Below are 12,323 nucleotides of genomic sequence, written 5' to 3'. Positions count from 1 at the left end.
GGCGCTGGCCGCCGGAAAGCGCGCCGGGGCGGCGATCCAGCAGTTCCGATATCCGAAGCGTATTGGTCGCCTCGGTGATGCGTTTTTCGATTTCGGCCTTCGGCAAGCGCTGCTGTTCGAGGCAAAACGCGATGTTCTCGCGCACGCTCATATGGGGATAGAGCGCGTAGTTCTGGAACACCATGGCGATATCGCGCTTGCCCGGAGGCAGGCGGTTGACGACGTCGTCGCCGATGAGGATCTGGCCGCCGGAAATATGTTCCAGCCCGGCGATCATCCGGAGCGTCGTCGATTTCCCACAGCCCGACGGGCCGACGAAGACCACGAACTCCTTGTCCTCGATATCGAGATTGATGCCCCGGACGGCCTCATAGATGCCGTAGGACTTGACCACATTCCTCAGTGTCAGCCTTGCCATGTCCGTCTCCTATTTTTCCGCCAGCCAGACCTGCATGGCGCCCGCTTCCCGATTGGCCCAGAGGTGGTAGGGAATGGCGCGAAACGGCTTTGGCTTGAGGGCAGGGGGCGCGGTCCGGTAAAGCCCTCCGTCAAAGCCGTCCGCCGCCGCCTCATAACCTTCGCCTTCCAGCACCACCGCGCCGCCGAGAAGATCGGCGTCATAGCGCGGCTCGAGGCGGGCATCGGGCGCAATCCGCAGGCGCTGCGGTTCGGTGCCGATATCGGCTTCCTCGACGCAGTAGACCACCGGGCCGCGGCGCAGCGCCACCCGCCCGGCATCCTCGCCGACGGCCGGATGGGCATAGAGCCGCTCCACCGGCATGTCGAAGTGCAGGCGCAGTTCGTCGCCATCCTTGAAAGTGCCGCTGATCTCGGCATAGCCCTTGACCGGGGCAAGCGGAACGTCGCGTCCGTTGAGCGTCGCCCGCGCGTTCCGGCACCAGCCGGGAATGCGCAGTTTCAGCGTGAGGTCGGTCGGCTCGAAAAGGCCGAGCGCGATGCGGATGTCGCCGTCCCAGGGATAGGCCGTGTCTTGTCTCAGTCGCACGAAGGTGCCGTCGAGATCGAATTCGGCGACATTGGCGCCGTAGAGATGCACCGCGATCTCCTTGCCCTTCGTGGTGTAGAAATACTTTCCGAGCGAGGTGATGAAGCGGGCGATATTGGTTGGGCAGCAGGGGCAGTAGTGCCATTTCCAGCGGCGGTTCTGGCCGTGGCTTTCCAGCACGTTCTCGTAGAAATAATGCTCGCCATCGCGGGCTATGCCGGAGAGCGCGCCGTTGAACAGCACTGTTTCGAGCTGGTCGGTATATTTGCCGTCGAGATCGATCTCGGCCATGCGCGAACACCAGAAGCCGAGCGCGACCGCCGCGCAGGTCTCCGCATAGGCGGTCTCGTTGGGCAGATCGAAGGCGCGGGTGAAACCCTCGTTCGCGCCCGACGGACCCAGCCCGCCGGTGACATAGAGCTGGCGGCCGGTGAGATCGGCGAACAGCCGGTCGGCGGCATCCTTCAGGGTCGGATCGTCGTTTTCGAAGGCCAGATCGGTCATCGCCGAAAGCAGATACATAGCTCTGACGGCGTGGCCGACGACCTCGGTCTGCTCGCGTACCGGCTTGTGGGCCTGGCTGTAGGCATAGGTCTCGAACACATAGTCGGCCGGGTCCTCGCCACGGCGGCGGGCTTCGTCGTCGAAATAGGAGGGCATCTGCCCGCGTTCGTCGACCAGCCAGGTCGCGAGCTTCAGGTGGCGCGGATCGCCGGTCACCCGGTAGAGCTTCACCAGCGCCAACTCGATTTCCTCATGCGCATCGTAACCGCGAAGCTTGCCGGGTTCGGGGCCGAAGGTGTCGATGATATTGTCGACGGCGCGGATCATCACGTCGAGGAAGCGGCGCTTGCCGGTCGCCTCGAAATAGGCGACCGCGCCTTCCAGCAGGTGGCCCATCGAATACATCTCGTGGAGATCGCGCAGATTGGTCCAGCGCTTTTCCGGCTCGCGGCGGATGAACCAGCTGTTGAGATAGCCGTCCTGCATCTGGCCGTGTTCCAGCTTTTCGACGATGGCGTCGATCTTCGCCTCGATATCCGGGTTCGGATGGTTCTTCAGCGTATAGCTCGCCGCCTCGATCCACTTGCCGAAATCGGAATCGAAGAAATGCTGCATCGACAATCCGCTCGGCTGGATCGGGCGCGCCAGCGGGCCCGGCGGGTTGTCGAAATCCAGAACCTCGAGAAAGCCTTCCTCTTCCAGCCGCTTGTGCTGGGTGGGAATGGTGACGTCGCGGACCGTCTCCTGCCAGCTTTTCCAGAAACCGCCATCAAAGGCGACGCGGGTGTGATCGACGGGCACGTAGCGGTCAAAGCGGCGAGACGCGGACGATGACATGGGGACTCCTTGGGATTTGGTATTCATTTGACGGCCCCGGCGGTCAGCCCGCGCACATAATAGCGCTGCAGCGCCAGGAACATCACGATGCAGGGGATCATGGTGAGCGAGATACCGGCCTGGAGCGCACCCCAGTCGATGATGCCGTAAATGCCGGAGGAGACGTTTACCAGCATGATCGGCAGGGTGAACTTGTTCTGGTCCGACAGGAAGATCAGCGCGGCCAGGAACTCGTTCCAGGAATTGAGGAAGGCAAACATCACGACGGTGGCCACGCCCGGCAGCGCCAGCGGCATCAATATGCGTCGCACCAGCGTCCATTGCGACGCGCCATCAATGCGCGCGGCCTCGACCAGCGCCTTGGGGATCGCGTCGAAGGCGTTGCGCATCATGAAGATCGAGAAGGGCAGCTGAAACGTGGTGTAGATCAGCACCAGGCCCAGAAGGCTGTTCTGCAGATGCAGGAATTTCAGGATCAGGAACAGCGGCGTCAGGATCGACTGGAACGGGATCATCATCGTCGCCATGACGAGGACGAAGATCAGCGTCTGGCCGGGGAACCGAAATTTGGAAAACCCGTAGCCCGCTGGCACCGCGACGGCGACGGTGAAGGCGATGGTGCCGAGCGCGATCAGCACCGAATTGGTGGCATAGACATACCAGCCGGCCCCGACATTTTCGAGACGGCGATAATTTTCCAGCGAAAACGCCTTGGAAAACAGCGCCACCGGATGTGCCAGCGCCTCTGCCGCCGGTTTGAAGGAATTGGCGAACGACCAGATGATCGGCATCAGGAAGAACACCGCCAGAATGATCATCGCCAGAAGTATGGGGAGACGGCCGGCAACCGCGCCATAGCCTTCATCGGCTTCCATGAACAGGCTTTTCACTCTCATCGTCCGTCCTCCGGGCGCTGGCGCATGAAGGAAAGCTGGATCGAGCTGATGGCGACGAGAACGACCAGAAGCGCGAAGGAGAGCGCGGAGCCGTAGCCGAGCCGGTAGGAGGAGAACGAGGCGAGATAGATGGTGAATACCGCCGAGATCGTGCTGTTGTTCGGCCCGCCCTGGGTGATGATGAAGAACTGGTCGAAGGCAAGCATGGACGAGGTGACGTTGAGGATCAGCGCCAGCAGAACCGAATTGCGCATCAGCGGCAGGGTGATCCGGCGGAAGCGGCTGAAGGGGCCAGCGCCATCGATCCGGGCGGCCTCGATCACGTCATTCGGGATGCTCTGCAGGCCGGTCAGAAGGATGACCATGGTGAAGCCGGCGGTCTTCCAGACCACCATCAGAATGATCACGGCGAGCGCCGGCCAGAAGCTTTCAAGCGGGCGCGGCGCATGATCGACAAGGCCAAGCCCGGTCAGAAGCCGCGCGAACACGCCGCTATCGGGGTTCAGCAGCCAGAGCCACAGCGTGGAAGCAGCGCCGAAGCCGATGACCACCGGCATGAAGAACACGGTGCGGAAGAAGCCGACGCTGCGCAGCGGCCGGTCGACCAGAAGTGCCAGCGGCAGGGCAACTGCCATGATCGCGGTGGTGACGAGCACCGTGTAAAGCAGTGTGAAGCCGAAGGACTGCCAGAGCTGGCTATCGCCCAGAAGCTCGGCGTAGTTTTCAAGGCCGATGAACTTGCGGCGACCGAGCAGCGGCCAGCGGAAAAAGCTCATCCACACCGTCATGACCAGCGGAATGATGAACAGGCCGATGATGAACACCATGCTCGGCGCGATGAAGGCCAGGCCCAGCCAGCCATGCGGCTCATCGTTGCCCGCCTGCCGGCGTTTCTGAAACGCGCGCTTGAGAAACAAGACGTGAAATCCCTGGGTTTGGTGATGTCTGCGGGGCCACGCGGTGGCTTCCCCGAGGCTCTGCTATCCCCTGCAGGGGAGAGCCACGGGCGGCGCAGGCCGCCCGCAGCCGCGCGTCACGGATTGGTGCGGTCGAGGATCTTGGTGAAATCCTCCTGCGCGGTTTCGATCGCGCCATCCACATCATCGCCGAAGACCGCGCTCTGGATCAGGTTCAGGAACGGACCGGTGCGGCTGACGAAAAGCTCGTCGGAGGCGTAGGTGTAGGGCGTGCGCGCCTTGGACAGGATGTCATAGGCGATGAGGTTGCGCGGGTCGAAATTGGCATAGGCCTCTTCCGCCAGATCGGTGCGCGAGGGCATGCCGGCTTCCTGCGTGATGAACACCTGCTGCTCGGGCTCCATGTAGAATTTCACGAAATCCTCGATCACGGCCTTCTTTTCAGGCGCGATGCCCTTGATCGTGGCGAGCGTGTCGCCGCCGGCAAAGCTCGACTGGCCGCCCGTCGGGCCTGGGATCGGGGCGACGGCGAAATTGACGTCGGGATAGGTGCTGGTCAGTAGGTTGACGATGTAGGACCCGGTCATCAGCACGCCGACCTTGCCGGAGGCAAAGGCCTCGACGGCATTGTTGCCGTTGCCGGAGCGCGACGTCGGGTGGATCGTGCCGGCCTGCCACATCGTGCGGTAGTCTTCCAGCGTTTCCCGCATGGCCGGCGTGTCGATGGTCGCTTCGCGGCCGTCATCGGTCAGGATATCGGCATCGGCCGCCCAGATATGCGGCAGGAAGTCGTAGATCAGCCAGCTTCCGGAATTGGCAACGAAATAGAAGCCGTAGATGTCGTCGCCGAGCGCGCTGATCTTCTCGGCATCTTCGACGATCTCGTCGAGCGATGCAGGGGCCTTCTCGGGATCGAGGCCGGCTTGTTCGAACAGGTCGGTATTGTAGGCGATGATCGAGGCGTCGGGCAGGGCGGGGACGCCGTAGATCTTGCCGTCATAGGTGGCTAGCCGGATATGGGACGGGCTCAGCGCATCGGCATAGGGCAGGCCCTCGACGAAGCCGGTCATGTCCTCCAGCGTGTCGTTGGCCGCGAATGTCGGCAGGTAGATCAGGTCGAGCACCGCGCCTTCGGGCGGCGCGCCGCCGGCGATCGCGGCGCCGAGCTTCGGCACCATCTGTTCGGCGATCACCGCGGTGACGTTGACGGTGTCGTCATGGGCGGCGTTGTACTTCTCGGCGAGCGCCTGCAGCACGGCGGCCGACGAGGTGCGAACCCAGAGGTTTACCTCCTCCGCCTGGGCCCATGAAGCGGATGCCGCCAGCGTGACTGCGGCAAGCATGAGTTTGGTTTTCAGCATGTCATTCCCCTTCTCGTTTTCGTCATTCTTCTTGACGTTTGATAACGGTATGGGAGAAAAATTTCGTTGTCGACAATTTGTGTTCATCTGCTTGCAAAAACCTTTTTGCAACATTGTTTTTGTTTGATAAAAGCTTTTATCAGCAAACTGGAACCGTCATGATAAAGCCCATTCAGCACCGCAGATGCACCCTCAGGGATGTCGCCAAGGCGGCCGATGTCAGCCTGTCGACGGCGTCGAATGCGCTGAACGGCGTCGGCCGTGTCAATGCCGAGACCCGGGAGCGGGTGCTGCGGGTGGCGCGGGAAATCGGCTTCCGGCCGAACGCGCTCGCCCGCAGCCTATTGAGCCGCCGAAGCCTCACCATCGGCATCATCACCGACGACACCTATGGCCGGCTGACCCTGCCGATCAGCTCGGGCGTCTCGGAGGTTCTGGTCGATCACGGCGTCTCGGCGTTCCTCTGCGCCACCAGCGGCGACAAGCGGCTCGCCGAGCTTCATCTTCAGGCGCTGCTCGACAAGCAGGTCGACGGCATCATCTTCACGGCGACCCGCCTCGACGTCGATCCCCCCATCGATCTCACCGCCCTTACCATTCCCGTCGTCTATGCCTTCGCGGCCGGGCCACCACACAGCACCAGTTTCGTTCCCGACGACGCCCATGGCGCGATGCTGGCGCTCACCTGTCTCGAGGAGGCCGGCTGTCGCGACATTCTTCACATTACCGGGCCGGAAACCTGGCTTGCGGCCCGGCATCGCGCGGCGGCCTATCGTGCCCGATGCCGGCCGGCATCACCGGTGATGTTCGGAGAATGGTCGGAGGAATGGGGCCACGCGGCGATCGAGCAGGTGCTGGCCACGCGCGAAAAACTCCCTGATGGCATCTTCTGCGGCAGCGACGAAATCGCCCGCGGCGCCCTCGATGGATTGCGCGACCACGGCATTTCGGCGCCGGACGATGTCTCGGTGGTCGGTTTCGACAACTGGGAGGTCGTGTCGCGTCAGACCCGCCCGCCGCTGACGACCATCGATATGGAGCTCAAGGAAATCGGCCACCGCGCCGGGCTGGCGATGCTGCGGCTGACCCGGAACGAGCCCGTCGACAAGGGCATCATCCGGCTTCCGTGCTCGCTCGTCCGGCGCGAGAGCGTTGCGAGGCGACCGGACGATGGCCCAATCCTTCTGCGGTCGCGTGACTAAGGCCTTCAGCCCGAAATAAAGCCGGCGTGGACGGAAGCCGCCTCAGCCTCTCGCAACGCTCAGGCAAAGCTGGGCGGGGATGGTGAGGTCGCGCACGATCGCGGCGACGCGCTCCGGCGTATACTGGCCCGTCTCGTGCAGCATGTTGACCGTGGCGACCAGTTCGCCACCGAGAATGACCGGCAGGTTGACCACCGACTGGCAGCCGAGCGAGTCGATCAACTCATAGTCCGGGAACACCTTGGCGATGTCCTCGATCGTGTTGGCGACGAAGGGGCGGCGTTCAATGTGGACGATGTCGAACCAGGCGTCGCGGTGGATCGGCTTGGTGCCGGTCGCCGGATAGGATACGGGATCGCTGGTATAGGCGCGACGCGCCAGACCCGCTTCCATGTCCACCGTCATCACCGTGAACAGCTTCACGCCGACGGTGGCTTCGGTCAGCCGCTGGAGCGCTTCGAAAGCGGCGTCGGGCGTGGTGGCGGCCGCGATGTCGGTGGCAAAGCGGGCGAGTGCCGTTTCGGTGGTCATGTCAGTGTCCTTCGGTATGTCCGCCGCTCGCCGCATAGAGCTCGCGGGCGTAGGGGTGGGTCAGGGTGCCGGTCTTGAGCTTCTCGACGCCGGCGATCTCGACGATCTGTCCTCGCCGCATCACCGCCAGCCGGTCGCAGAGAAACGAGACCACCGGCAGGTTGTGGGTGACCAGCAGGAAGGTGAGGTTCTGCTCCGCGCGCAAACGCTTCAGGAGATTGAGGATTTCGGCCTGCACAGAAACGTCGAGCGCCGAGGTCGGCTCGTCGAGCAACAGGATCTTCGGCTCCAGCATCAGGGCGCGGGCAATCGCCACGCGCTGGCGCTGGCCGCCGGAAAGCTGGTGCGGAAAGCGGAACCGGAAACGCCGATCGAGGCCGACGGCGGCCAGCATCGCCTCCACCCGTTCGGAACGGTTGCCGATCCCGTGGATGGCGAGCGGCTCTGAAAGCGTGGCATCGATGGTCTTGCGCGGATGGATCGAGCCGTAGGGGTCCTGAAACACCATCTGGCAGTTGCGGGCGAAATCCTTGTCGAGTTTCTTGCCGCGCGGCTTGCCGAGAACGGCGATGTCGCCGGTCCAGTCCGGCGCAAGCCCGGCGATCGCGCGCAGGATGGTCGACTTGCCGGAACCGCTTTCACCGACAAGCGCGAAACTCTCGCCCTCCGCCACGGTCAGCCCGGCGCCAAACACGACCTTGGTGTCGCCATAGGAAATATCGACATTGTTCAGGGAAAGCGCGGTCATCACGTGTCTCCCCGTTCCAGCACCGGCAGGAAGTCGCGGTCCTCGTCCATGCGCGGCATCGCTGCCAGCAGGCCGCGCGTATAGGGATGGCGCGCCTTCGAAAGCTCGGACGCCACGCATTCTTCGACGATCTCGCCGGAGCGCATCACCAGAATGCGGTCGCAATAGCGCGACACCAGATCGAGATCATGGCTGATGAAGATCAGCCCCATGCCCTTGTCGCGCACCAGCCGGTCCATGATGTCGAGCACCTGGCCCTGCACCGAAACGTCGAGCGCGGAGGTCGGCTCGTCGGCGATCAGGAGGTCCGGTTCGGGGATCAGCATCATCGCGATCATCACCCGCTGGCCCATGCCGCCGGAGATTTCGTGCGGATAAAGGCCCATCACCCGCTCGGGATCGTCGATCCTGACCGATTCCAGCATGGCGATGCTGCGTTCGCGGATTGCGCGGCGCGACAGCGAGAAATGCGCCGCCAGTGCTTCACCGATCTGCGCCCCGATGGTCAGCACCGGGTTGAGCGAGAATTTCGGGTCCTGCATCACCATCGAGATGCGTGCGCCTCGGATTTTCCGCATCTGCCGGGAGGATTGCGCCAGGATATCGATGCCGTCGAAATCGAGACTGTCGGCGGTGACACGGCCGGGCGGGGCGATCAGCTTCAGGATCGAACGGCCGGTCATCGACTTGCCGGAGCCGGATTCGCCAACAATGCCGAGGCGCTCGCGGCCCAGCGTGAAGGAAAGCCCCTTCACCACCTCGACGCGGCCCTTGTGGGTCGGGAAGGAGACGCGGAGGTTCTGGATATCAAGGAGCGCCGTCATCGTCCCGCCCCCTGTTTCGGATCGAGCACGTCGCGCAACCCGTCGCCGAGGAAACAGAAGCCGAGGCTGACGACGAGGATCGCAAAGCCCGGCATGGTCGCCACCCACCACTGGTCGAGGATGAAGGCCCGCCCGCGCGAGATCATTGCGCCCCATTCCGGCAGCGGCGGCTGCGCGCCAAGCCCGATGAAGCCAAGGCCCGCCGCCGTCAGGATGATGCCGGCCATGTCGAGCGTGACGCGGATGATCATCGAGGAGGTGCAGAGCGGCAGGATATGGCGGAAGATGATCCGCGCCGGGGACGCCCCCTGCATCCGCACCGCGTCGATGAATTCGGAATTGCGAAACGTCATGGTCTCGGCGCGGGCAATGCGGGCATAGGCCGGCCATGCGGTGATCGCGATCGCGATGATCGCGTTCTCGATGCCGGGGCCGAGCGCGGCGACGAAGGCGAGCGCCAGGATCAGCTTCGGCATCGACAGGAACACGTCTGTGATGCCCATCATGATACGGTCGGTCCAGCCGCCGAAATAGGCCGAGACCGCGCCGGCAAGCAGGCCGATCGGTGCGGAGATGATGGCGACCAGAGCCACGATCATCAGCGTGATCCGCGCGCCGTAGATGACGCGGGAGAGAATATCGCGGCCGAGTTCATCCGTCCCCATCCAGTGCTCGAGGCTCGGCGGCTGCAGCCGTTCGCCGAGCGCCTGCCCGAAGGGGGAATAGGGCGCAAGCCACGGCGCGAAGACAGCCATCACGATCAACAGCAGCACGATCACAAGCCCGATCGTGGCCAGCGGATTGGCAAGCAGCGCAAGGCTCGCGCGATAGGCGGCACCAAGACGCGCCTGCAGCCGCGATGTCGGGGAATCGGCAAGAAGCCAGTCGGTCATCGGCGGGCCCTCGGGTCGATGACGCGGTAGAGCACGTCGGAGAGTTTGTTGATCAGGATGAACACCGCGCCGACCACCAGCGTCGCGCCGAGCACGGCGTTCATGTCGGCGTTCAGGAGCGCCGTCGTCAGGTAATTGCCGATGCCGGGCCAGGAAAACACCGTCTCGATCATCACCGAGCCCTCGAGCAGGCCTGCGAAAGAAAGGCCGATCACGGTGATCAGCGGCACCAGGATCGGCCGGAAGGCGTGACGCCAGATCACCAGCCATTCGGCAACGCCCTTGACCCGGGCGGTGGTGACGAAATCCTGCCCAAGCTGGTCGAGCATGAAGGAGCGGGTCATGCGGGCGATATAGGCGAGGCTGAAGAAGCCCAGCACCGAGGCCGGCAGGATGATATGCGAGATGGCGTTGAAGAAGATGTCTGTTTCGCCGGCGATCAGGCTGTCCACCAGAATGAGGCCGGTCACTGGCGGCACCAGCCCGTCATAGAAGATATCGAGCCGCCCCGGCCCGCCGACGAGGCCGAAGCGGGCGTAAAACAGCGCAAGCCCCACAAGACCCAGCCAGAAGGCGGGCACCGAATAGCCGAGCATGCCGATGACGCGGATAACCTGATCGAGCGGGCGGCCACGGTGGGCGGCGGCATAGACGCCCATGGGCACGCCGAGCAGAACGCCGATAATGATGCCGATCGTCGCCATTTCCAGCGTCGCCGGGAAGAACCGGGCGAGATCTTCCGAGACGAGCCGTCCGGTGGAGACGGAGTGGCCGAAATCGCCCGACAGCACATTGACGACATAATGAAAGAACTGCACCGGCAGCGGCTGGTCGAGCCCCATCTGCACGCGGGCGGCCTCATAGACCTCCGGTGTCGCGCGATCGCCGACCACCGCAAGCACGGGGTCGATCGGGATCACCCGGCCGATGAAGAAGGTGATGGCGAGGAGGCCGAGAAAGGTGAACGCGATGGTGACCAGCACCGAGGCGATGGCGCCCAGCATGCGTCCGCCGCGCCTGATGCGCGACGGTCCGGCCACGGGCATCGTTTCGTTTGTCGGGCCGGCTGGCTCAAAACTCAATTCGGGTCTTTCCCTTGTCTGACGGGAGGCTCTGCCGCCGCAAGGCGCGGCGCGATGAATATTTTCGCTTGGATAATACAAGTATTTTTGCTTAGATCAAAAAAATTTTGATCGGGATGGAATATGCGCGAAACGCTCGCCGCCATGCGGGACACGACACAACCCAGGGTCGGATCGATCATCCGGGCCCGCCGGCAGCAGATGCAGATGACGCTGACGGCGCTCAGCCAGGCATCGGGCGTCTCCGTCGGCTATCTGAGCCAGGTCGAACGCGACCAGGCGGTGCCCTCGCTCGGCACGCTGGCGCAGATTGCCCGGGCGCTCGGCGTCGGCATCGATTACTTCATCGCCGCGCCGACGCCGCGCGACGCGCTGACTCGGGAGGGTGAGCGCACCAAATTCTCGGTCGACGGCTCGTCGGTGATCTATGAGCGTCTCGGGTCCGATTTTCCCGGTAATACGCTCTCCTCCTTCGTGATGACCGTGCCGCCCGGTTACCGCTCGGAACTCGTCAGCCACGAGGGCGAGGAAATCATCTACGTGCTGGAGGGATCGATCACCCAGCGCGTCGATAATGAGGAAATGATCATGTCGGCGGGCGACAGCCTGCATTTCCGCGGCAGCCAGCCGCATGCATGGTCGAACCATACGGACAGGCCGGCAAAGCTTCTCTGGGCGGGCACGCTGGCACTCTTCCGCTCCAATGCCGCCCCGAAACCAGCCGCACAGACGGCGAAACCGAACCAGAAAGAGGAGAACTGACCATGAAACTCTTCAAAGCCGCATTGCTCGCGGCAGCGCTGACCATGCCGATGGGCGCGGGCGCCGCCTTCGCCGACACGCCCGCAAACATGCTGGTCGTCGCTCAGAACATCGATGATATCGTCGCGATCGACCCGGCGCAGGCCTATGAATTCACATCCGGCGAGCTCGTCACCAACACCTATGACCGGCTGGTGCAGTATGACGCCGAGGACCCGACCGTGCTTTCGGCCGGCCTTGCCAGCGAATGGACGGCCGATGACGAAGCCAAGACCATCACCTTCACGATGCGCGACGATGCCACCTTCTCCTCCGGCAATCCTGTCCGTGCCGAGGATGTGGCGTTTTCGCTCGGCCGCGTCATCAAGCTGAACCTGACGCCTGCCTTCATCCTTGCCCAGCTCGGCTGGACGCCGGAGAATGTCGACGACATGGTGAGCGTCGACGGCGACACCGTCACCATCAAGTATGATGGCGACTTTTCCTCCGCCTTCGTGCTCAACGTGCTTGCCTCCCGCCCGGCCTCGATAGTCGACGAGAAGGAAGTGATGGCGCATGAGACCGACGGCGACATGGGCAATGCCTGGCTGAATTCCAATACCGCCGGCTCCGGCCCCTTCAGCCTTGCCGATTACCGTCCGGCCGAGCTGATCCGGCTGACCGCCAACCCCGATTACTTCAAGGGCGCGCCGGCGATGGAATCGGTGATCATCCGCCATGTGGCGGAATCGGCGACGCAGCAATTGCTGCTGACCTCCGG

General features: G+C 63.5%; 13 protein-coding genes. 3 read left to right on the top strand and 10 right to left on the bottom strand.

The window, feature by feature from the left end; all coding sequences use genetic code 11:
• The 5 genes from B4E36_RS18540 to B4E36_RS18520 form a co-directional block, all read right to left on the bottom strand.
• On the bottom strand, positions 1 to 418 hold a 418-nt coding region (locus tag B4E36_RS18540), incomplete at its 3' end, for an ABC transporter ATP-binding protein (RefSeq protein WP_345900666.1).
• Positions 419 to 427: 9 nt separating this feature from the next.
• Positions 428 to 2,347 (bottom strand): glycoside hydrolase family 127 protein, encoded by a 1,920-nt coding sequence (locus tag B4E36_RS18535; RefSeq protein WP_345900665.1) that lies wholly within the window; start codon positions 2,345 to 2,347, stop codon positions 428 to 430.
• A 23-nt stretch (positions 2,348 to 2,370) separates the two neighbouring features.
• Positions 2,371 to 3,165 (bottom strand): carbohydrate ABC transporter permease, encoded by a 795-nt coding sequence (locus B4E36_RS18530; protein ID WP_414673785.1) that lies wholly within the window; start codon positions 3,163 to 3,165, stop codon positions 2,371 to 2,373.
• A gap of 74 nt (positions 3,166 to 3,239) precedes the next feature.
• The gene (locus tag B4E36_RS18525) at positions 3,240 to 4,160 is read right to left on the bottom strand and encodes a carbohydrate ABC transporter permease (RefSeq protein ID WP_292054088.1); all 921 of its coding nucleotides are present in this window, start codon (positions 4,158 to 4,160) and stop codon (positions 3,240 to 3,242) included.
• A gap of 116 nt (positions 4,161 to 4,276) precedes the next feature.
• A complete protein-coding gene (locus B4E36_RS18520; RefSeq protein WP_292054090.1) occupies positions 4,277 to 5,521 on the bottom strand; it encodes an ABC transporter substrate-binding protein in 1,245 nt (414 codons plus the stop codon).
• 161 nt (positions 5,522 to 5,682) lie between these two features.
• Between B4E36_RS18520 and B4E36_RS18515 the strand changes: the two genes are divergently transcribed.
• A complete protein-coding gene (locus B4E36_RS18515; RefSeq protein ID WP_414673784.1) occupies positions 5,683 to 6,723 on the top strand; it encodes a LacI family DNA-binding transcriptional regulator in 1,041 nt (346 codons plus the stop codon).
• A 42-nt stretch (positions 6,724 to 6,765) separates the two neighbouring features.
• On the opposite strand, the gene B4E36_RS18510 is transcribed toward B4E36_RS18515, so the two are convergent.
• Genes B4E36_RS18510 through B4E36_RS18490 form a run of 5 tightly spaced genes read right to left on the bottom strand, consistent with a single transcriptional unit; the run spans position 6,766 to position 10,723 of the window.
• Complete coding sequence (locus tag B4E36_RS18510) at positions 6,766 to 7,254, bottom strand: GAF domain-containing protein (RefSeq protein WP_292054094.1); 489 nt, start codon at positions 7,252 to 7,254, stop codon at positions 6,766 to 6,768.
• 1 nt (position 7,255) lies between these two features.
• A complete protein-coding gene (locus B4E36_RS18505) occupies positions 7,256 to 8,002 on the bottom strand; it encodes an ABC transporter ATP-binding protein (RefSeq protein ID WP_292054096.1) in 747 nt (248 codons plus the stop codon).
• Complete coding sequence (locus B4E36_RS18500) at positions 8,002 to 8,826, bottom strand: ABC transporter ATP-binding protein (protein WP_292054098.1); 825 nt, start codon at positions 8,824 to 8,826, stop codon at positions 8,002 to 8,004. The genes B4E36_RS18505 and B4E36_RS18500 overlap by 1 nt, the downstream gene beginning before the upstream one ends.
• On the bottom strand, positions 8,823 to 9,719 hold the full coding sequence (locus B4E36_RS18495; RefSeq protein ID WP_292054099.1) for an ABC transporter permease: 897 nt from the start codon (positions 9,717 to 9,719) through the stop codon (positions 8,823 to 8,825). The genes B4E36_RS18500 and B4E36_RS18495 overlap by 4 nt, the downstream gene beginning before the upstream one ends.
• The gene (locus B4E36_RS18490; RefSeq protein WP_414673783.1) at positions 9,716 to 10,723 is read right to left on the bottom strand and encodes an ABC transporter permease; all 1,008 of its coding nucleotides are present in this window, start codon (positions 10,721 to 10,723) and stop codon (positions 9,716 to 9,718) included. The genes B4E36_RS18495 and B4E36_RS18490 overlap by 4 nt, the downstream gene beginning before the upstream one ends.
• A gap of 201 nt (positions 10,724 to 10,924) precedes the next feature.
• Between B4E36_RS18490 and B4E36_RS18485 the strand changes: the two genes are divergently transcribed.
• Positions 10,925 to 11,563 carry a helix-turn-helix domain-containing protein gene (locus B4E36_RS18485; RefSeq protein WP_292054101.1) on the top strand — a complete coding sequence of 213 codons (639 nt, stop codon included), beginning with the start codon at positions 10,925 to 10,927 and terminating at the stop codon, positions 11,561 to 11,563.
• Between the two features lie 2 nt (positions 11,564 to 11,565).
• Positions 11,566 to 12,323, top strand: a 758-nt coding sequence (locus B4E36_RS18480; protein WP_345900664.1) for an ABC transporter substrate-binding protein, incomplete at its 3' end; no start/stop codon positions are given.

Source organism: Martelella sp. UBA3392, assembly GCF_002358775.1.
Classification (GTDB): Bacteria; Pseudomonadota; Alphaproteobacteria; order Rhizobiales; family Rhizobiaceae; genus Martelella; species Martelella mediterranea.
This window is presented reverse-complemented; position numbering and strand designations above follow the sequence as displayed.

Coding starts and splice junctions, on each gene's coding strand:
- B4E36_RS18485 (WP_292054101.1), top strand. CDS start 10,925: ATGCGCGAAACGCTCGCCGCCATGCGGGACACGACACAACCCAGGGTC.
- B4E36_RS18500 (WP_292054098.1), bottom strand. CDS start 8,826: ATGACGGCGCTCCTTGATATCCAGAACCTCCGCGTCTCCTTCCCGACC.
- B4E36_RS18495 (WP_292054099.1), bottom strand. CDS start 9,719: ATGACCGACTGGCTTCTTGCCGATTCCCCGACATCGCGGCTGCAGGCG.
- B4E36_RS18510 (WP_292054094.1), bottom strand. CDS start 7,254: ATGACCACCGAAACGGCACTCGCCCGCTTTGCCACCGACATCGCGGCC.
- B4E36_RS18530 (WP_414673785.1), bottom strand. CDS start 3,165: ATGATCATTCTGGCGGTGTTCTTCCTGATGCCGATCATCTGGTCGTTC.
- B4E36_RS18505 (WP_292054096.1), bottom strand. CDS start 8,002: ATGACCGCGCTTTCCCTGAACAATGTCGATATTTCCTATGGCGACACC.
- B4E36_RS18535 (WP_345900665.1), bottom strand. CDS start 2,347: ATGTCATCGTCCGCGTCTCGCCGCTTTGACCGCTACGTGCCCGTCGAT.
- B4E36_RS18520 (WP_292054090.1), bottom strand. CDS start 5,521: ATGCTGAAAACCAAACTCATGCTTGCCGCAGTCACGCTGGCGGCATCC.
- B4E36_RS18490 (WP_414673783.1), bottom strand. CDS start 10,723: ATGCTGGGCGCCATCGCCTCGGTGCTGGTCACCATCGCGTTCACCTTT.